The sequence below is a fragment of the Neobacillus cucumis genome (assembly GCF_023715505.1).
In genome coordinates this window covers 52,035-73,740 of the sequence record NZ_JAMBOH010000014.1, presented here as the reverse complement: position 1 = coordinate 73,740, position 21,706 = coordinate 52,035, and the positions used below count along the sequence as shown (strand labels likewise).

The following is a 21,706-nucleotide window of genomic DNA, read 5'->3' as shown; positions in this document are numbered from 1 at the left end:
ACTCAGATGAAATATGTGGGACAATATAAGAAATCTGGTTTTATATTCCTTCTATGTTCAAATTGTATTGATAAATTCTTGTTAATTGAATAAAATTCTTTAAGCTTCATTTTTAAATAGAGTAATTGTATGATCATTAGATAGGATACAATAGTTTATAAAAAGAAAGGAACTTTCATGGAAACTCAACAATCCCTAAGTACTGAAAAAAGCAGAACATTCTTAAAGGTAAACCCAAAATACAATTATTATCTTTTACTCAGTATCGTTTTTGGAGGCTTTCTGATCTTTGGTTTATCCGAAAACATTAAAGGTCCTGCTATTCCAGTCATACAAAATGAACTTAAGTTAAGTCAGTCACAAATTGGTATTTTATTAGCCTTGAATTCCTTAGGCTATCTTCTTGCCTGTTCATTTACATCGGCATTAAGCAACAAAATAGGGGTCAAATGGACGGGAATCATTGCGTTTTTATCAATGGCTTTAGCAGGTTTTGTGATTTATCTTTCAGTCAATTATGCCACTTTGTCTGCTTCGTTCTTTTTACTCTATATTGGCAATGGCGTTCTTGAGATTGGGCTGGGCATCATGGCTGCTCGAATTTTCACTAAAAATACGGGAACGATGATGAACCTTTCGCACTTTTTTTACGGGCTTAGTTCAACCGTAGCTCCGACGATAGCGGCATCGATCATGGGCTGGAGTATGTTTGGTGATAAAATTGGATGGAGAGGGATGTACCTTTTGGTTTTACTATTGTCTCTTCTGCCAATTGTTCCTTCACTGTTTGGTAAATTTCCAAAAGAAACTCATGAAATAGAAGAAACTACTTCCTACAAGTCTCTAATCAGGGATCCTGTCGCATGGCTCATCGTCGCAGTATTATCTTTCGGTGTGGTCTCAGAGCTTGCAATTGGAAGCTGGCTGGTGCAATTCTTGGTGAAAGCTTATAGTTGGAACATTCATGATGCATCGAGGATGTTGTCTATGTTTTTCCTATTCTTTATGCTTGCTAGGCTTTTCTTAGGAGCTGTTACCGATAAAATTGGTTTTACCTTATCGATTATTATTGCTTCCGCTTTTTCAGGTATTTGTAGTTTAGCTGCCATTTTGACAGGCGAAAAAGGAGCGATTTTATTTGCCATTTCAGGAGTGGGCATAGCGTTAATATATCCAACGGTTATGGCGCTATTAGCCAAGAGGTACCCAAAAGGTACAGGAGCGGCGATTACGTTTACGGTAACCCTTATGGGAATCGCCAGTGTGATTGGTAATCTATTAATTGGTTTTATTATTGATTTAGTTAGTAAGATGTTCAAAAGTGAGAATGGTACAGTGAACGAGATCATGGGATTGCAGGCAGGATATGGATTTATTGCTGTTCTTGCCCTTATATGTTCGGGGTGCAGCATCGTCTTGTATATGATATTAAAAAAGAAAAATGAATTAATCTGACTTTAAATGTAAGAAGGTACAACACCATTTATGTGTGTGTACCTTCTTTTGTTGTCTGGCATTATTTTTAGTTATTCATCGCTTTTTGTATTTCTGGATGATTCATGAGAATTTGATTACCAAAATAATAACTAATCGTCAACGCTATGACTAAACCAATATAAATTAAAAATAATTGCATTTTCGTTTTTTTATCGGTTTTATAATAGCTTTCTGTAATTTGTACATCTTTTTTAAAAGCTGTTAATCTTTTTTCTAATTGGTTAAGGAGGCCTAAAATAACTTGTTGATTTTGATGGCTATGTTCTTCACTCAAAGAAAAGGTACCTGATAATTGCTGAAGATAATGATCTTTTTTCATTTTATCAATTTCCACATTCAGTGTATTTAAAAGTTTAATCATCTCCATATCGGTGGTGTTCCACTTTGCCTTTCTAACCAATTCTAGAGTCGAGTCTAGAGAATGGGATTCCTGTTTTAATTTTTTTAGCAAGTTTTCAAGTTCTTGCACTTCTAATTGATCGTCTTTTAAACGTTTTTGTTTTTTATATAATTTGTACCATTCTCTTGAACCTAGGATGACGATGATAAAACCTAATATACTAAGATGATAAATAGAGTAGGCAAATAACAAAATGATTCCTATGCCCCAAAGCTTAGTGCTAATCCCGGCGGCAATTCTCCCGCCATCTAGCGGGGTAATGGGGATTAAATTTAATATAATGAGAAGGGCCCAAAATGGCTCATGTGTATAAACATACAAAGGGATGGCCGGCAAAAAGGAAAACAATCCAAACAAAGGTCCCATGTAGGCGACAAATCCCTCATCTTTTGCACTCTTCGGCATTTCCTTCATTCCAATTACCGCACCCATAAAAGGAATAAATAAAGCAGGGCTAACGGGCAGTTTAATTTTTTTAGCTGCATACGCGTGGCCCATTTCATGAATAAATAAGAGATAGACTATAGCTACAGCAAACTTCCAGCCAAAAATGAGAGCGTATGTCCCAAGATAAATAAACATGCTCAAAAGTGTTTGAAGTTTAAGGAATTTTAAAATGACTAAAACATATTTTAATTTTCCTAATAATAAAACTCCAATTGTACCTAATACTCCCCAAGAGGTACTCTTCCCGTTTTTGATGGTCCTTTTTTTAAAATAAACAGCCCCTTTAAACACACATTATCGGAAAATTAGTTGTATGACTATTATACAAGAAAGGATGGGAAAATAAGTTAACAAATAAGCAATCATGGATATAAAATTTGAAGGAAACAAAGTGAGAAGGTTTTTGTTGAATAGGATCTAACAGCTCTTATGGGCGTTTTTTTTTTATAACAATTGGATATCTTAAACAAGAATAGAAAAAGTAGGTTGAGGTGAAATCAATTATGATATCAAAGAGGCACAAGGTATTTAATTTATCTATTATCTTGATTCCATGGTTATCGTTATTGTTGATAGGAAAGCGCAGTTTCAAACGTTATTCTTTAGCGGGTGTATTTATTGTTATCTTTGAGATCATAAACCATTTGTATGGACATAAGCGGAAGTTTTGGAAGTTTTACGACAAGCGCAGATCGTTTTTTAAGGATGAACTTCCTTTTAGTGTGGGGCCTTATATGCCTTTTTCCATGTGGCTACTTAAATATTCGTACGGAAATTTTAAAAAGTTTGTCTTACTAAATGTTATTTCAGATGGACTTTTTGCTTTTCTTTTCATTGATATTCTGAAAAAATTTAAAATTATCAGTCTAAATCGGTTAAGCCATTTTCAATTTTTTATTTATTTGCACTATAAAGCCTATTTATTATATGGAATACAGTATTTGATTGAGAAAATAAAAAGATTTAGTTGGATTTAACAACCGAAAAAGCCCCAACTCATCTTGTATGTGTGGGCTTTTATAGTCGTACGGGCTATGTCACAAACTGAGGGTTAAATGGATGTAATCCCTAAAAGGTAGAAGAAATGGGACTTTCTAAAAAGAGGGTCCCATTTTTATATTTTGTTGTTTGTTTGTCAATCTAGTTGACAATGATCGGAGTGTTTTGTATAGTAGTGGCGATATCATGATTGGAGTGATAGGATGAACGCTGAATTACAACATTTGGATTTAATTGATTTGATCAGTGAGCGGCATGTCCAACTTCGAAGAATAACAGAAAAACTGTGGAACAATAACAGTGAAGTATCCATTTCAAATTCTGAATGGTTTATTATGGCTAGAATCTATAAAAAACAGCCAACCATATCAACTGTTTCAAGAAATGTAGATATTTCACGCCAAGCGACTCATAAGTTTATTAGAAGCCTAGAGTCTAAAGGATTAGTTGAAATTAAAAATGTAGAGAATAATAAAAAAGAAAAATGCCTTGAGTTAACAGCATTTGGAGAAGAATGTTATGTGAAAAACGAGACGTTAAAGGCGGAACTAGAGAGGAAAATTGCAGATGAGATTGGAGCAGAACAGGTAACACTGATTAAAGAGATACTCAAATTGGATTGGGGATTATAGCACTTGCTATAATCCCTAACTTGTTTCTCAACTAGAGATTACTAGATTAATAGTTTATTGTCATACCAACAGTTTTCTTTTTACCTAACAGGTTTACCAATAATACACCCGAAACGGTAACGATTCCTCCCACAATAGAGAGGGTGCTTGGCCATTCATGTAGCCAAACCCAAGCTACTAGTATGGCAAATACAGGCTCAATGTAAAGAATGGTTGAAACAGAGCTGGCATTCCCCATCGAAAGAGCTATAGCCCAAGTAACATAAGCGATGCCTGCTGGGAATATTCCTACATAGACGGCTGACAAGTTTGCTTGTAAGGTTGCGTGCTGAATCCCTTCAATCAGTCCTGGTGAGAAAACAAGGAATGGCAGTGTGCCAGCCCATGTAAAATAGGCTGTTAATTCAATGGGCTTGTAGCGATCAAAGAGCGGTTTTTGTAAAACAAAGAAAACGGATGTAGCCGCAGCAGCAATTAATATAAGGATGATTCCCGAAGAAAAAGTGAATCTGTCATTTGAGCCCACGGTTATAATGGCAATGCCGGCAAAACCAATAAAAAGTCCAATCCATCCCATCACCTCAAGCCGTTCTTTTAACACAAACATGGCGATAATGGTGGTAAAAATTGGTGAAGACGCTACAAACATGGCAGCCGTACCGGCCGATACGGTTTGAGTACCAAAGGTAACACCTATATGGTAGGTGCTGATCCCAATCCAGCCCAAAATTAATATTCTAAACCAGTCTTTTTTGGCTGGAATTTGGAATTTAACTCCGGGAAGAAGTGCGTAAATAACAAAAGAAAGTGAGGCAATTAAATAACGAAATAACACTAAGTGGCCGGATGAATAACCACCTTCCAGGCTTGCGCGGATGGCAGCAAACGCGGAGCCCCATATGATTACCGTTATCATTGCCATAGCAAGTGCTTTTTTATTCATAAAAATCCCCTTTACAGAAACGCAATTGACCGTTTTAATCCGGTAAGGTCATATGCTTTTTATTATATCATTAATAACCAGCAGGAAATGTTTACAGGAGAATATATTGGAATTACAGCATTGAATGAAAAGTCGCTTTCTGTAAAAAATAGAATATCAAAGGGATAACAAAAAGGGAGGTACTAAAATGCCCAATGTAGAAGTTTCATGTGCGATCTCGAACTGTACATTTTATGGAGATGGAAACGTCTGTACTGCAGATAAAATTATGGTCGAACTAGATCGCCATGCAAGATATGATACTGAAATGTCTGCCGAGTTAGGCGAAAAGAATCATCAAGATACAGCTGACCATTCGGCGGAGACTTGTTGTAAAACATTTAAACCAAGGCGGAGCTGATTTTAGTTCAGACTACTGTTTATGCCCTGGCTAAAGCAGGGAGGATTCTAAACAGTTCCTTATTATATCATTAATGTATAACTGGGAAAGACACACGGCGTTTGGCGCAGGTGTGTTTTTTCTTAGTTTGAAGCTTATCTAAGGGAGGAGGACAAGGAGGACAGTAACATCTAGAGAGAGCTAAAGGTCTGTGAGAAGGAAAGGCCGATTCATACAGCAGTAGCTCAAAAAGCGAAAAGCTGTTCGAAGGCAAGGCTAATTCAGGCAGAACCATCAAGAATTAAACCGCTTAAGTCCAAACTGATTTTTTATTAAAATCCACGATATATAGTTAATATCCTAACAAAGACCTCTCATTAAATAATTCCCATTAATCCTTTTAAAAACTCCCTAAAATGGCAAAACTGAATCTAAAAATCAAAGTAAAATTAACTCTACAATTTTTTTACATTTAATTACTAATATCAATGTTATACAATAATAGTAATACAGCTTTATAAGGATGATGACATGTTGGAATCGACAATGAAAAAAATAATTGAAGCAAGCTATTTAACAGCTGATTCTGCGGCACACTATCGTACCATTCTTCGCTATTTTTACCATCAGCATGAGAGAATGAGAGATTTTATCGCCCCAGAGGAATTATTGGAATATATGCATACCATACCATCTTTCTCTGACTACCAAGAAGAGCTGCTCCATCAACAACTCGCACAGCTTGTGAAATGGAATAACCTAATTGCACGACAAGATATGACAAATGCCAAAACAATTGAGGAATACAAAAAGAAAAGATTCCGCTACCAATGTACCCCCTATACAGTTGAAATAGAGAGAATGCTAGTACAACTAGAAAAAATCGGGGATACGTTCCAAGGTTCCTTGGAACGGTCACAGTTTGAACGGCTGCTTCAAGCACTGACAACATTTCAAAAAGAATTGAAACAGAACTTGAATAAACCTGCAGAAGAATATATGCGTATTTGGGAAGATGCTTTTCGCTATTTTCAATCGATCCGAACGAGTACCGCCGATTACATTGCCTATATCAACAGCGAACAGACCGATCAGCGCATGCAAACAGAGGCCTTTCTAGTCTATAAAAATCAATTTACGACCTATTTACGAGATTTCATTGTTTCCCTTCAAAAAACATCACTGCAAATCCAGCAATTGTTAACAGAACTATCCTCAGCACATTTGCATGGATTTTTTAAAAAGCTGATTGAGCATCGTCAGGCCGTCCCTCGTCTAGAAGACGTTTCTTCGTCTGCGGATGATTGGTTGACTGAATATCAGGAATATTGGTCTTCTCTTCGTCAATGGTTCCTAGGTTCCCCTGTCCATCAAAGTGAACTTGACACCCTTCAATGGCAGACCAATGAAATGATTCGCAGGATGACGCGCTACGTTCAGCGCATCGGCGAAAGACAGCAGCATTTTCGGAGCCGGAAAAAGGATTATTTGCACCTAGCAAAATGGTTTACAGATTGTAGAAATTTAGAGGAAGCGCACAAATTGTCCTCCGTTGTGTTCGGCTCCATGTCGATTCAGCATTTACAGCTGGAGGAAGGTACCACTGAAAACCTTCACGTCGATACATGGGAAGAAGCACCGGTGGAATTAACGATAAAACCGAGAACCGTCCATTATCGTGAAAAAACGAAACCAGGTTCTTTCAACTCCAATGAGAAACGTAAAAAAGCACAGTTGGAGCAATATTTACAAGAACGAGAACAAGAAAGAAAACTAATAGAAACATATATAAACCAAGGAATGATTAAGCTATCATCTCTTCCAACGGTAGAACCCTTCATCCGAAAGGTATTACTAAGCTGGATCGGGAAATCGGTGGCCACCAAGAATCGGACCGTTAAGACAGATTATGGGCTACTGGTTCAAGTGAAACTTGATAAAAATCAAACGATCACACTTAAAGCAGAAGACGGAGACTTAATTATGCCGGATGCCACATTCGTATTTGAGGAGCAGAGGTGATTTAATTGGAAGAAACGCAGCTATTTGATGAAAAAGCCATGCAAGGAATGGACTTATTGTTCTATCATTATTGGATTTTACGCGCCGACCAGCCGGAATGGTATCAACTAATTCGCGAGCGGGAAAAGGTGCTTCGCCGTTATATAAACGAAAAGTTCGGACTAAGGCTGATTGTCCACCAGCATTTTATTAAACTAGAAAAAATCCCCGTTGAACCTGAGGTATGGATGGGGATTAGGGACTTTCAAGATCCGATGGATTATGCCATCTTTTGTTGTGCACTATCCTTTTTAGAAAGTAAGGCAGTGGACGAACAATTTCTGCTGTCGGAGCTTTGTCAAGAGACCCAAGCAGATTACCCCGGAGATTTTCCGCTTGATTGGACTCTCTATACTCATCGGAAATCCTTGATTAGAGCGGTTAAAGTACTGATGGATTTTCAATTGATTCGAACCATTGATGGCGATATTGGACGTTTTGATCATAATGAGGATCAAGAGGTTTTATATGAAGCAACCATCTACAGCCGTTATTTTATGCGGACCTATCCAGAGGATTTCTCCAGTTTTCAAAATTGGACGGAGTTAGTGAAAGAAGATTGGAAAATAAATCAAGAGGATGAGCGAAGGAAACGGGTTTATCGCAAGCTGTTCTTTTCACCAGGCTTAGAACGAAAAGATCAGCAAGACCCTGATTTTCTTTATATCCGAAACTTTCGAAATCGGCTGGCAGAAGATATTGAGAAACATAGTGATTATAAACTACATGTCTATAAAAATACTGCCTTTTTATCGATCGCAGAACCAAGGCAGTATCACCAAGTATTCCCTAATACAAAGGCATCTACAGATATCGTCTTACAGCTGTCCAAGTTTATTCATACTCACCCTGACCGTTTTAAAGCTAATGAAAATGGAGAAATCCTGATGACAGAAGGAGAGTTTGAACAAGTTATCGATGAATTACGTCAAGCAAATCGAACAGGCTGGTCGAAGTATTTTCGGGAAAGTAGTACGAGCGGAATCCGCACAGAGTTACTAACGGCCTTGAAGGAATGGATGATGGTGGAAGTGGATGAAGCAACCTCTCTTATTCGATTTAAGTCGTTATTGGGAGTTTTGACAGGCGAGTATCCGGTTGATTTTGTAAAAGAGGGGGCAAAACAATGACAGAGGCAAAATGGATCATGAACCGTGCAGGATTATTAAATTTCTGGTATTACGATGACGAAACGTTTGAGTTTTCCGATGGTAAGCTCCTCCTTAGAGGGACAAATGGTTCGGGAAAATCCGTAACCATGCAAAGCTTTCTACCGGTATTGCTTGATGGAAAAAAAACGCCTGACCGTCTCGATCCGTTTGGCTCAAAGGCCAGAAGGATGGAGGACTATCTGCTTGGCGAAAAAGAAGTCGTCGACCGCGATGAACGAACGGGCTACCTGTTTATTGAATATAAACAAGCAGGTTTAGAACGGTATATCACAACAGGGATTGGCATGCAGGCAAAAAGACATAAAGGCATTAAATCGTGGTATTTTGTTATGACCGATAACCGCAGGGTTGGGTATGATTTTGAGCTTTCCCAAACCCATTCGGGCGACCGTGTGCCGTTTTCTGCAAAAGAACTGGAGAATCGGATCAGCTCTGGCGGCTATGTCGTCCACACACAGCGGGAATACATGGAATTGGTCAATAAATATATTTTTGGATTTCAATCTACTGAGGCCTACGAAGACCTGATTAAACTGTTAATTCAGCTGCGCAGTCCAAAGTTATCAAAGGATTTCAAGCCGACTGTTATTTATGAAATTTTAGAATCCGCTTTGCCGCCATTGACTGATGATGAATTAAGGCATTTGTCTGATACGATTGAAAATATGGACCAAACACAGCAGCAGCTCGAGCAGTTAGAAAGAGAATATGAGTCAAGCAGCAGGCTGCTCAACCAATATCATGTGTACAATCAATATATTTTGGCAGAACGTGCAGAAAAATGGCAGAATGCCCTAATCAAGCACGAGGATGCTAGGGAAAAAGTCTCGGTATTATCCAATCAAAATCAGCAGCTCATTCAAGAAATCGGCCATCTTCAGGAGAAAAAGCAAACCTTTTCTCAGCAAAAAGAGGTTGCCGAGGCTGAAAAGAAACGGCTTGAGAGGCATGAGGTCTGGAACCTAGAAGAGGAAAAACGGAAAAAACAGGAAAATATTCAATCCTTAAAGACTGAAATCAACACACTTCAAACAAAATGGGATAACAAACATAATCAGTATCAACGTATAAGGCAGGAGCACGAGCAAGCTCGAACAGATTTAAACCACCTTAATAAAAAGTTCGATGAAGTTCTGGATGTGCTGCAATATGATGCGGAGGAATCAGCTTTCACTCAACATGAAGTAAATGCCCATGATTTGCAGCGCCATCAGCAGGAAGAGTTTGATTTTTCTGTCTGGATCCAAGAAATTAACCATCATGAACAATTGCTTAGCACGTTAAAACAGCTGTCAGATGAAGAAGCTCGGCTATTTGAGGATCATAACCGTTTACAGAGGCAATCCTCTGACAAAAAGAAGGAAATCGATGAACTACGTAAAAGTTTGGATCACCTGGCAGAGTGGTTTACCGAAGAAAAGCAAAAGCTGGAACAGCAGCTATTTTCCTGGATGGAAGAGCATCCAAAGCTTGTTTTTCCAACCGAGAAAATGCAGACAATTGCCCGTCTCATTGAAGGATTGTATGAGGAAAATCGATACGAACAAGTCCGTGAACAGCTATTTGCGGTGCTCAATGATTATAAAGCCAGATTGCTGACTGAGAAAAATCTACTGGAGAAGTCGATAGACGATAAAAATATTGAGGTTGCAACAGCACGAGACGATCTTCAATATTGGAAAACATTAAAGATGCCTAATCCTGAACGGGCAAATGATACAGAGTTGTTTCGTGAGAAGCTGCAAAAGGATGGTCAGGCATTTATTCCCTTTTATGCAGCGGTAGAATTTCAGGATCATGTGACAGAAGAACAGCGAGAACGGATTGAATCTGCCATAAAACAAACGGGCCTACTGGATAGTTTAATAACCGAACAGGACATTGTCCCAACTCATGACCGCATCATCCGGCCTGAACCGAAATTACTCGGCTTTACGCTGGCGGATTACCTTTGTCCTGATTTAGATGAAGACAGCACGATTACCAAAACCAAAGTAGATGAAGTTTTAAGAAGTATCTCAATCGAACAGGATGGATCGGGTTTTCATGTAGATGTAGATGGTACCTATTCACTTGGCTGTTTAATGGGACATGCACCGAATGAAGGACCGGCCAAATTTATCGGACGTTCCTCACGCAAGCGATATCAGCAAGAGAAAATTAAAGAATTTGAACAACTGATAGAGCATCTTCAAATTGAATTTAACCAGTTGCTTAAAGAGCGTCTGTTATTGGATGAAGCTATTCATCTCGCGGAGGAATGGAAACAATCAATCCCTTCTGACAAAGTGCTTAGCGATGTAAACGAGCAAATTGAAAAATTGGGACATCAGTTAGAGGAAAAGAAAAGTGTCCATCAACAGCTGGATGAACAGTGGAAAAACGTTCACAGCCAGCTCCAAGCAGTGAAAGTAAAGCTTCATCAATTAGGCAGCCATCTCAATCTTTCCCTGACCAATGACATTTTAGAACATGCCTTAGAGATGGCGAAACATTACAGAACAGAACTGTTTAATCTAAGAGAGCTATTCCAAAGAGGTCAATTTACCCGAAAGACCATCAGCCGGTTGACGGATAGAATTATGGAAATGGAAACGGAATTGGACGAAATAAAAGGTGATCAGAACATCAGGGAATCCCTTTTACGAAAAGAAAAAGCAGAAGTGGAATCGATTGAGAAACAATTGAAATTAAAAGGAATTGATGAAATCCGCCTGCAAATTCAGCGGGTACTGCAATCGCTTAGGGAAGCAGAGGATGGATTTACCCAATTGATAGTATTAATCCCCAAAAAGGAAATGGCCCAGGCCACTTGTCAAAAAGAGTTAGTTGCAGCCAAAACAAACTCTGAATTTTGGTCCCATATGGCGAATGAGTGGGAAGAAATGGTGAAATCGGAATTGGCAAAAGGTTTTATGGAAATAGAAGAGGTCAATTCTGAACAAATGGTTAAAGAGCTGGCACCCATTTTGAGGAAATATGACCGCTCTAAGTTAAATGAACAATTAACCAAAGCTTTCATTAATGAGCAAGTATTCCTAACTGAATACAGAATGTTTGAATACTCGGAAGAGAGAGAACGCCCTGAATGGTTTTCGCAGGATTGGGGTGAGTATTATGAACCCATCTTGAATGAATGGAACCAGCTAAAGGGACGGCGGATCATTCAAATGGAATATAAAGGACAGCGGGTCAGCCCATATTTTGTATTTGCCTCTCTAACCAAAGAAGTAGAAGACCAAAAAGGCTGGCTGGATGAGCAAGACCGTCAGTTGTATGAAGATATCATCGTTAATACCGTTGGGGTTATCCTGAGAAATCGGATCCAGCGAGCGGAGACTTGGGTCCATGAAATGGATAAAATCATGAAAAGCCGGGATAATTCATCAGGATTAACGTTCTCCATCGCTTGGAAGCCATTGACGGCAGAATCAGAACAGGAATTAGACACAGAGGACCTTGTAAAACTGCTGCAAAGGAATAGTAAATTTTTAAACGAAGAAGATTTACACCGAATTACTAAGCACTTCCAATCGAGAATTGCCAAGGCCAAGGAATTGATCCAGCTAAGGAACGAGGGTTCAACGCTTCATCAAGTGTTAAAAGAAGTCCTTGATTATCGAAAGTGGTTTACATTTGTCCTATCCTTCAAACGGGTGAATGAACCGAAACGCGAACTGACCAATAATGCGTTCTTTAAATTCAGCGGTGGTGAGAAGGCCATGGCGATGTATATTCCGTTGTTTACAGCTGCATATTCCCGTTATAAAGAAGCAGGGGATATGGCACCTTTTATCATTTCTCTTGATGAAGCCTTTGCAGGTGTCGATGAAAATAATATACGTGATATGTTTGAAGTAGTGGAACAACTGGGTTTTAACTATATAATGAACTCACAGGCATTATGGGGGGATTATGATACTATTTCCAGTCTTTCGATATGTGAGTTAGTCCGGCCGAAGAATGCAGATTTCGTTACGGTAATCCGCTACCAATGGGATGGGAAAAAGCGGTCCTTGGTATTGGATGATATTCCTGCGATGGAGCTGGTAAACCATGAATAGCAGGGTCCAAATTCTTAGGGAGGAACCTGGCTTTCATAAGCTTTTTACCCTTTTTAAGGAAAAATACCGGTCACTCGGGAGAATCAGTGGTACTGTTAGTACTCGCAGCTTCACGAAGGAAGAACTGGAATCGATTGCCGGTTTTTTGGGTGAATCCACAGACAAGCTCATAAAGAAAGGGAAAATCTCATTACTCGACTTTGAACAGGAACTAAAGCAGACGGTTTTCTCCTCCTATACGCTGTTGCAGCTGTTAGAAGAGGTGCTCCAAGAGTCGATTAAGACAAAACAGGAAGAAAATGATTTTGTAAAACAGAGTGAGCGAGATTTTTTTCAAAAGCTTAGAACTGCGTACCCAGAAGGAAGCTGGTGGTGGGACTGGATGGAGTCCAGGCCACCGGAAGCTAGATGGATTTGGTCGATGTATAAACAGGATCCAGTCGATTTTTATGAAAAGGTAACAACCGTATGGAGGGCCTATCAACAAATTCCTTCAGCAACTGATAAATTTGAAAGACTACCATTATTCGCTCAAAGGACAACTGGAAACCCTCATTTTTTTGATAATGGCAGTCTTACAGGAAAATTACTAATTAACTGTATGTCCGTGGATCAGCAAATAAAGGGGCTTCGTGAATCAGGAATGCCTTCAGCAACAGAAGAACTCAATGAATTATTAAGCAGCTATGGGATAATGCGAGATGATTTATGGAGTTTTGTTTCCTGCCGTGGTTTCCTTGCTGAAGGTGAGATAGGGATTCATCCCGTATGGAAAGGGGCTGCAGAAACGAATACCGTTTTAAACGTACCGATTAAAGAATTATTGAAGTTAAAAAGAATCTGGCCCGTCAAAGGGAAAAAAGTATGGATTTTAGAAAATTCAAGTGTCTGTTCGACGATCGTAGACGAGGTTCCAGGTGCTCCCGTTATTTGCACGCATGGTCAATTTCGTGCGGCAAGCTGGGTTTTATTGAATTTATTGGTGGAATCTGGCTGCTATTTATATTATTCAGGAGACCTGGATCCTGAAGGAATTGCGATGGCACAACGACTAAAAGACCGATTTCCAGATCGAGTCATCTTTTGGAGAATGGATACAGTTGCCTATGAAGTATCCATTTCCGACGAAGATATTTCCAGTAGACTATCGAAAATGCAAAGCATTACTTCGCCAGAACTAATTGAGGTCGCTGCTACTTTAATAGATAGACAAAAAGCAGGTTACCAAGAAGGCTTGGTTAATCGACTTATAGAGGATATCAAGCGGGAGTATTAAAGTGCAAAAAGGAATTTGACCAGAGTCAAATTCCTTTTTTAAAAGATAAGAAAGTATAAATGTTTTTGACTTCGAAAATTGTCCAGCTCCAGCGCCTAGCCCCTCGAGGTCACAAGCCAATCCGTCCAAAAGGTTAAAGAGCAACCTTTCGGCCGGCTCGTCTTGTGCTTGTCGGGGCTGACCAAGGCGCTTGCGCTTTTCTTAGTGCCTGAATATTTGATTGGCTGAAATTCTAAGGCTTTTGGCTGATTTTTAGGCTAGATTGGCTCAATATGGCCTACATTAGCCGGTTTACTTCCATCATTGGCTCATTTTTAAACACTATTGGATCTTTTACCAGTATTACCCAAAAAGAACAGGCTTTTTACTTGATTAAAGCCCCAGCTTTCTCCCATTGAATCGGCAAGCCCACATAATTTTCAGCTATCGTACATAATCCAGCTTCCGATGAAGTATAGTAATCAAGTTCTGCCAGCTGAACACCCCGTTCAAAGGAATCAAATTTAGGATTGGTATGAAGAAGTCTTGTCATGAAATAAGAGAAGCGTTCTGCCTTCCAAACACGGCGAAGACAAATTTCCGAATAACGATCCAGTATATCCGTACTGCCATCCTGATAAAACTCGGTAATTCCACGCGACATGACTTTTACATCCGTAGCGGCAAGGTTAAGCCCTTTGGCACCTGTTGGCGGAACCGTATGGGCAGCATCACCCGCAATAAACAGGCGGCCATATTGCATCGTTTCACAAACAAAACTGCGCATTTGAAAAATTCCTTTTGAATTAATCGGTCCATCTGGCACCTGCCAGCCATCATTTGTTTTAGTTCGTGCGGTTAATTCCGACCATATTCGATCATCTGACCAATTGGCAATATCATCATATGGGTCTACCTGAAGATAGTGACGCTGTAAAATCGGTGTACGTGTGCTAAGCAAGGCAAACCCCTGGTCATGATTCGCATAAATTAATTCATCCGCTGCTGGTGCGGAATCGGAGAGGATTCCTAACCAGCCATACTGATAAAAATGAACATGTTCTTTTCTGATATTGTCAGGAATGGCGAGGCGGCTTGGTCCATGGTAGCCGTCACAGCCTGCGATAAAATCACAAACAAGTACTTCGTCCAACCCATTTTTACGATACCTTATTTTCGGTTGGTTTGAATCGATATCATGTAGAGTGACATCTTCTACGTCAAAGATAATGTCTTTGCCATTTTTGTAGCGGGCATTGACCAGATCGATTATTACTTCATGCTGTGGATAGACCACAACCTGCTTGCCGCCTGAATATTTTTTTAAATCAATATGGCGTCTTTGACCATTAAATTGAAAGTAGTTGCCATTATGAAAATGACCTTCACGATCCATCCGGTCGCCAACACCGATTTCTCTTAAAATATCAATCGTCGTTTGTTCTAAAATACCGGCCTTTACGGTTCCCTCGATATTGTTTCTTGATTTACGCTCCAAGATAACAGAATCAATGCCTTGTAGATGAAGTAGTTGTGCAAGAATAAGACCAGCTGGGCCGGCCCCGATAATCCCAACTTGTGTTTTCAATTTTTCCAGCTCCTTTAATTGAAAGCGTTTTATGTTTTGATAAAAATATAATATAATTAAAATATTCTGAATAGTAGTATTAACTTCTTATATACGGAACAAATTAAATCTTTTGAGGTGATTTGTATCATTCCGACTCATAAAAAAACATCTGTTTTACAATCGGTCCAAAATGGACTGCAAATACTCAAACTTTTTACCATTGAAAAACCAGTGTGGGGAATCACTGAGATAGCCAATGCTCTTGAAATGAATAAAAGTTCAGTGAGCAGGCTAATATCCGATTTGACTGCCGAAAGTTTTTTGCAAAAAGAAGGGAATAAATATAGTCTTGGATTTTCGTTACTTTCTATTAGTGGAGTGATTACTTCCCATTTAGAAATTCATCGAGAGTCCAAAGATATATTAAAAAAATTAGTAGCTGATTTAGGGGAATCGGCTCATGTTGCGATTTTAGAAGGAATAGAAATTACCTACGTCCATAAAGTAGAATGCTTAAACCCAGTACCTCTTTTATCATCGATTGGAAAAAAGAATCCCGTATCTTGTACAAGTGCTGGCAAAGTTTTATTGGCATTTGGGAAAAAGAATATCGTTGACAGCATCATCAGGGAAGGACTTCCACGAATGGGACCAAACAGCCAGACAGACCCTGAGCAACTAATCGATCAATTACGTCAAATTAAAGAAGAGGGATATTCCATCTGTATCGATGAAATGCATGACAATGTTGTAAGTATTGCAGCTCCAGTTAGGGACTACACGGGTGAAGTGGTAGCGGCTGTCAGCGTTGTCGGGACAAGGGACCGTATTCAAAATCATGAAATTAATAGGTTTACTGGAAGGGTCATGGAGGCAGCAAATGAAATATCGCTGAGATTAGGAAATATTCCTGAAAAGGAGTGGTCAGAACATTGAGGTATCCTGCTGCGAATAGTTATCAATACTCGTCTTTGAGAAATGCTCTTCGTCTTCTCAATCTATTTTCCTTGGAAGAACCTGAATTACAATTAGAGGATATTGCCAGCCGTTTGGAAATAGGGCAAAGTACGGCGTTTCGCTTGGTTCATACATTGATGGTAGAAGGCTTTATTGTCAGGGATTCATCCACTAAAACCTACCGTCTAGCAGCATCTTTATTAGCTTTGGGACAGACGCTCATTAAAAAGGAAAATTTATATCATTTGTCACTCGATCCTATAGAGAAACTCGCAGAGAGGACGGGTGAAACAGCCCATATTGCTATTATTAAAGAATTTCAGCTGATGTATCTCCTGAAAATCGATAGTGCACATCCCGTCCATTTATTGTCGCATGCTGGGAGGCGGAGTCCGCTTCATTGTACGAGCACTGGACAAGTTTTGTTAGCGTTTCAAGAAGAGTCCACTATTAATCAGGTGTGGGAGAGGGGACTAATATCCTATACATCACAAACAATCACAGATCCAATCATGTTAAAAAAGTTATTACATACAATCCGATCCAAAGGATATGCGGTGAGTAAGGAAGAACTTCATGAAGGGGTTGTGTCGATCGCAGCTCCAGTTAGGAATAGTAAAAGCAAACCAATAGCCGCTGTGAGTATCGCAGGACCGATAACTAGAATAAATGAGCGAACTATTCCCAAATTAATAAAACAAGTACAGCAAGCGGCCGATGAAGTGACAATAAGCTTAAAAAATTGATTTGCTAGAATGAGTGGTTAAACAATATATTGACTTATGGTTAGTATAGGATTACAATTTAGTTGAAATCGGTTTCATTCTTCCTTCTTGAATGCAATGAAATCATTAGCGATGGAGGAAAGTTATGAAAAAGGAAAATATAACTATATATGACATTGCCAAAGAAGCTAATGTATCTCCAGCTACTGTTTCGAGAGTCTTAACCGGAAATGCAAAAGTGCGGCCTCAAACAATGCGGAAAATAGTAGATGTAATTGAAAAATATAATTTTAGACCTAATAGTTTAGCAAGGAGTTTATTACATAAGCAATCGAAAACGATTGGTTTTATTCTGCCAGACATCAATCATCCATTTTTTTCAACACTGGTTCAAAAATGTGAAGCACATGCACTGGAATTAGGGTATACCACTTTTTTGTGCAATACGATGAACAACTCAGCAAATGAATCAAAATACTTACAAAGTTTAGTAGAAAAACAAGTGGATGGGATTATCTATCTGGGCGGGAGAATTAATGATACGGACACCGATCAAGAATATGCGGAAGAAATGAAGAAAGTGATGGAAAGAATTCCGGTTGTTTTTGTGAACGGTCAAATGGCTGGGGTGGATGCCCATATGGTTAGAACGGATGAAGAGTCAGGGATTGAAAAGCTTGTTGAACTATTAGTAAATCTAAAACATAAAAAGATTGGTTTTCTAGGTGGATTGGAAGGAATTAGTTCAACGGATGTGAAAAAGAATACGTTTGTGAAAGCCATGAAATCTAAAGGTTTAGACGTGAAAAAAGATTGGGTTTTTGGTACTGGGTTTAGTATTGAATCTGGTGAAGAAGTGGCTGTACAATTACTCTATTTAAAAGAAAGACCTACAGCCGTGATCTGTGCCAATGATTTAGTAGCAATCGGGATCATAAAGGTTCTTACTAAATTTGGGTTAAAAGTGCCAGATGATGTTTCCATTGTTGGTTTTGATGATATTTATTTGGCGCAGCATTTCCCTCCAGGAATTACGACAGTCAGCCAGAATTATGATCAGTTGGGTCAGACGGCTATCAATGTTCTAGTCGATTTAATTAATGAGAACGAAGCAGAGAAAGAAACGGTCATCCCAACATCACTCGTATTGAGGGATTCTTGTAAATTATTTTCAGAATCATAAAATAACTTATTGCACACTTCCATAATTTAGGGTACGATAAAAATGAAATGGGTTTCGTAACGTGTGGAATATTAATTGATAGTATTCAATTTTACTATAATAGATGATTAATATTCCTTTATTATTTTAAATTTTTGAAACGGGTTTCATGAGTGGGGAATTGTGTGAGAAATTACGAATTTAAATGTATGGAAGAGAGGTATTTTTATGCTTAAACAGCTGAATAAATATAAGTATACTCCACCTAAAAATGGATATCCCGAATGGAATAACAACCCTGAGATCTTTCAATTAAATCGATTGGATGCTCATGCAACTTTAATGCCCTACAGAACAGTTGAGGAAGCATTAAAAGGGGACCGAACTTCGTCTGAATTTTTCCATTCGTTAAATGGAAATTGGAAATTCGCATTTTATGAGAATCCTGAAAAAAGAAATCAAGCATTTTTTAAAGAGGATTATGATGCTAGTGAGTGGGATGAAATCAAGGTGCCGGCACACTGGCAGCTACAAGGATATGATTATCCTCAATATACAAATCTTCGATATCCTTGGGAAGGAAAAGAAGATATAAAGCCACCTTTTGCTCCAACAAAATATAATCCTGTTGGGCAGTACATCCGGAATTTTACGATCCCAGAGGATTGGAAGGACCAGCCGGTTTATATCAGCTTTCAAGGAGTGGAGTCAGCCTTTTATGTGTGGGTAAATGGAGAACTTGTTGGATACAGTGAGGATACCTTTACACCTGCAGAGTTTGATTTAACAGCTTACTTAATTGACGGCGAAAATAAGTTAGCAGTAGAGGTCTATCGTTGGTGTGATGCGAGCTGGTTAGAGGACCAGGATTTTTGGAGGATGAGTGGGATATTCCGTGATGTCTATCTGTATTCAACACCGGAAGTTCATATCAATGATTTCTTTGTGACCACGGAGTTGGACCGAGACTATAGGGATGCTGCCTTGAAAATCGAAGCAAAAATTAAAAATGCCTTTGAGCAGGCAGTGAACGGTTATACGATCGAAGCAATGCTTTATGACCAAGAAAACAATCCTGTTTTTGAGGACTCTCTTCAAATAAAGGTGGATATGAATAATCAATCCTTGATTTCGATTAATTCTTCAACCCATGTAGCAAATCCTTATAAATGGAGTGCAGAAAAACCATACCTCTATACACTCGTTTTACTTTTAAAAGATGAAAGCGGAACCATACGAGAAGCGGAAAGCTGTAAGGTTGGATTTCGAACATTTGAAATAAAAGACGGTCTCATGAAAATCAACGGCAGACGAATTGTCCTCAAAGGTGTAAACCGTCACGAGTTTGCGGCGGATAAAGGGAGAGCCGTTGGTTATGAGGATATGATCAATGATATTAAACTAATGAAGCAGCATAATATTAATGCCGTCCGTACCTCTCATTATCCAAATAATACGTTGTGGTACGAATTATGTGATCAATATGGCTTGTATGTCATCGATGAAACAAATCTTGAAACCCACGGGACTTGGAAGTATGGGCAAAAAGATGAAGGCGATACGGTGCCAGGAAGCAAGGTAGAATGGCGGGAAAACGTCCTTGATCGGTGTAATTCCATGTTTCAACGAGATAAAAACCATCCTTCAATTATTATTTGGTCGCTTGGTAATGAATCATTTGGCGGGGATAATTTTATTGAAATGCATAATTTTTTAAAGAAAAATGATCCTACTAGAATTGTTCATTATGAAGGAATTTTCCATTACCGTAAATCGGAAGCAGCCTCAGATATTGAAAGCACGATGTATGTAAATCCTGAAGGTGTGCAGAAATATGCTGAATATGCCGAGAACGCAGAAAATCCGAAGCCATACATTCTATGTGAATATAGCCATGCGATGGGAAATTCTTGTGGAAATCTTTACAAATATACTGATTTGTTTGAAAAATATCCTATTATTCAGGGTGGATTTATTTGGGACTGGAAGGATCAAGCTTTATTAACAAAGACCAAGGATGGTGTACCATACTTAGCCTATGGTGGTGACTTTGGAGAAACACCTCATGATGGTAATTTTTCAGGGAATGGTTTGATTTTTGCCGATGGTACGATTTCACCAAAGATTATCGAGGTTAAAAAGTGCTATCAGAATGTTCGTTTTGCAGCCAATAATCTGGAAGAAGGACTTGTTGATGTGGTGAATAACTATCTGTTTACTGACCTTCGAGAGTATGAACTCGTATGGCAGCTAGCAGAAAATGGTATGTTCATCCAAAACGGAACTTTGGAAATAGAAGTAGACCCATGCTCCACCAAAACGATTCAACTTGCTTACTCTGTTCCAGAAGTCTGTAAACCGTCAGATGAATACATTTTAACGGTTAGCCTGCATTTAAAAAATAGCACCCTGTGGGCTCAGAAAGGCCATGAAGTTGCTTTTGAACAATTTGTGATTCCTACAGTGAAAACAGCAGCAGCAAGTATGCCTATCAACCTGCCTAAAACAGAAGTACGACAAGAAAAAGATTATGTAACGATAAATGGTGCTAGCTTTACTGTTGTTTTTAATAAAACCAATGGTACGTTAGAGTCTTATAAATTCAATGGTATCCCTCTACTCGAGAATGAATTGGGTCTGAATTTTTGGCGTGCGATGACAGATAATGATCGTGGAAATAAATTGCATGAACGCAGCTCTGTATGGAGAGATGCGGGGACGAATAAAGTTCTGACATCTTTTTTTGTTGATGCGAAAAGTCCATCGTCTACGGTAGTTACAACCGAATACAGTTTGCCAACAACATTATCTATATGCAAGATTGTTTACACCATTACGGGTGATGGAGAAATAACAGTAGACTATCAACTACAACCAGGGAACGACCTTCCAGAGATGCCAGAGGTTGGAATGATGACCTTATTAAATAGCTCGTTTGACACCATTACTTGGTATGGAAAAGGCCCTTATGAAAATTATTGGGATAAAGAGAAAGGCGCAAAAATTGGATTATATACTGGAAAAGTAAAAGATCAATATGTACCATACTTAAAACCTCAGGAATGCGGCAATAAAACAGGGGTAAGATGGGCTGTACTTTCCGATCAACAGGGCGCAGGGTTAAAGATAACTGGAAACCCTACAGTTGAGGTGAATGCCTTACCATATACTCCATTTGAGCTTGAAGAGCATGATCACGGATATAAATTATCACCCAGCGCAAAGACGGTGGTACGGATTAATTATAAACAAATGGGCGTAGGCGGAGATGATAGCTGGGGGCAAAAAACACATCCAGAATTCACGCTATTTGCCAATCGATGCTACTCTTATACATTCAAACTTAAGGGAATTAGTGTAAAGGATTTATAGAATATGTCTTGTAATTTTGATTAATCAGGACGTTCCGATCACTAGGTACGACCTACCGCTTTAAAGTTAGT

At 38.9% G+C, this 21,706-nt stretch carries 14 protein-coding genes; 11 read left to right on the top strand and 3 right to left on the bottom strand.

Annotation, left to right across the window (positions count from 1 at the left end; translation table 11 throughout):
* Positions 1-177 precede the first annotated feature (177 nt).
* Positions 178-1,455: an MFS transporter gene (locus M3226_RS19075; RefSeq protein ID WP_251568141.1), complete on the top strand. Its 1,278-nt coding sequence runs from the start codon at positions 178-180 to the stop codon at positions 1,453-1,455.
* A 67-nt stretch (positions 1,456-1,522) separates the two neighbouring features.
* Here M3226_RS19075 and M3226_RS19070 read toward each other — a convergent pair whose 3' ends face one another.
* The gene (locus tag M3226_RS19070; RefSeq protein ID WP_251568140.1) at positions 1,523-2,479 is read right to left on the bottom strand and encodes a site-2 protease family protein; all 957 of its coding nucleotides are present in this window, start codon (positions 2,477-2,479) and stop codon (positions 1,523-1,525) included.
* Positions 2,480-3,546: 1,067 nt separating this feature from the next.
* Here M3226_RS19070 and M3226_RS19060 point away from each other — a divergent pair.
* Entirely contained in the window at positions 3,547-3,975 is a 429-nt protein-coding gene (locus tag M3226_RS19060) for a MarR family winged helix-turn-helix transcriptional regulator (protein WP_251568136.1), read from the top strand.
* A gap of 46 nt (positions 3,976-4,021) precedes the next feature.
* On the opposite strand, the gene M3226_RS19055 is transcribed toward M3226_RS19060, so the two are convergent.
* Complete coding sequence (locus M3226_RS19055) at positions 4,022-4,918, bottom strand: DMT family transporter (protein WP_251568135.1); 897 nt, start codon at positions 4,916-4,918, stop codon at positions 4,022-4,024.
* Between the two features lie 187 nt (positions 4,919-5,105).
* On the opposite strand from M3226_RS19055, the gene M3226_RS19050 reads away from it, so the two are divergent.
* From M3226_RS19050 to M3226_RS19030, 5 genes are all read left to right on the top strand, one after another.
* Positions 5,106-5,318, top strand: coding sequence for a DUF1540 domain-containing protein (locus M3226_RS19050; RefSeq protein WP_251568133.1), 213 nt, complete (start codon positions 5,106-5,108; stop codon positions 5,316-5,318).
* A gap of 513 nt (positions 5,319-5,831) precedes the next feature.
* Positions 5,832-7,319 carry a TIGR02677 family protein gene (locus M3226_RS19045; protein WP_251568359.1) on the top strand — a complete coding sequence of 496 codons (1,488 nt, stop codon included), beginning with the start codon at positions 5,832-5,834 and terminating at the stop codon, positions 7,317-7,319.
* A gap of 38 nt (positions 7,320-7,357) precedes the next feature.
* Positions 7,358-8,488 carry a TIGR02678 family protein gene (locus M3226_RS19040; protein WP_374110644.1) on the top strand — a complete coding sequence of 377 codons (1,131 nt, stop codon included), beginning with the start codon at positions 7,358-7,360 and terminating at the stop codon, positions 8,486-8,488.
* Complete coding sequence (locus M3226_RS19035; protein ID WP_251568128.1) at positions 8,485-12,594, top strand: TIGR02680 family protein; 4,110 nt, start codon at positions 8,485-8,487, stop codon at positions 12,592-12,594. Before M3226_RS19040 ends, M3226_RS19035 begins: the two co-directional genes overlap by 4 nt.
* On the top strand, positions 12,587-13,870 hold the full coding sequence (locus tag M3226_RS19030) for a TIGR02679 family protein (protein ID WP_251568126.1): 1,284 nt from the start codon (positions 12,587-12,589) through the stop codon (positions 13,868-13,870). The genes M3226_RS19035 and M3226_RS19030 overlap by 8 nt, the downstream gene beginning before the upstream one ends.
* A gap of 364 nt (positions 13,871-14,234) precedes the next feature.
* On the opposite strand, the gene M3226_RS19025 is transcribed toward M3226_RS19030, so the two are convergent.
* The gene (locus tag M3226_RS19025; protein ID WP_251568124.1) at positions 14,235-15,437 is read right to left on the bottom strand and encodes a 4-hydroxybenzoate 3-monooxygenase; all 1,203 of its coding nucleotides are present in this window, start codon (positions 15,435-15,437) and stop codon (positions 14,235-14,237) included.
* 117 nt (positions 15,438-15,554) lie between these two features.
* Here M3226_RS19025 and M3226_RS19020 point away from each other — a divergent pair, with 117 nt between their 5' ends.
* From M3226_RS19020 to M3226_RS19005, 4 genes are all read left to right on the top strand, one after another.
* A complete protein-coding gene (locus M3226_RS19020; RefSeq protein ID WP_251568123.1) occupies positions 15,555-16,355 on the top strand; it encodes an IclR family transcriptional regulator in 801 nt (266 codons plus the stop codon).
* Positions 16,352-17,122 carry an IclR family transcriptional regulator gene (locus M3226_RS19015; RefSeq protein ID WP_251568121.1) on the top strand — a complete coding sequence of 257 codons (771 nt, stop codon included), beginning with the start codon at positions 16,352-16,354 and terminating at the stop codon, positions 17,120-17,122. The genes M3226_RS19020 and M3226_RS19015 overlap by 4 nt, the downstream gene beginning before the upstream one ends.
* Positions 17,123-17,246: 124 nt before the next feature.
* Positions 17,247-18,284, top strand: coding sequence for a LacI family DNA-binding transcriptional regulator (locus M3226_RS19010; protein WP_251568112.1), 1,038 nt, complete (start codon positions 17,247-17,249; stop codon positions 18,282-18,284).
* 207 nt (positions 18,285-18,491) lie between these two features.
* Positions 18,492-21,635, top strand: coding sequence for a glycoside hydrolase family 2 TIM barrel-domain containing protein (locus tag M3226_RS19005; protein ID WP_251568109.1), 3,144 nt, complete (start codon positions 18,492-18,494; stop codon positions 21,633-21,635).
* Positions 21,636-21,706 lie beyond the last annotated feature (71 nt).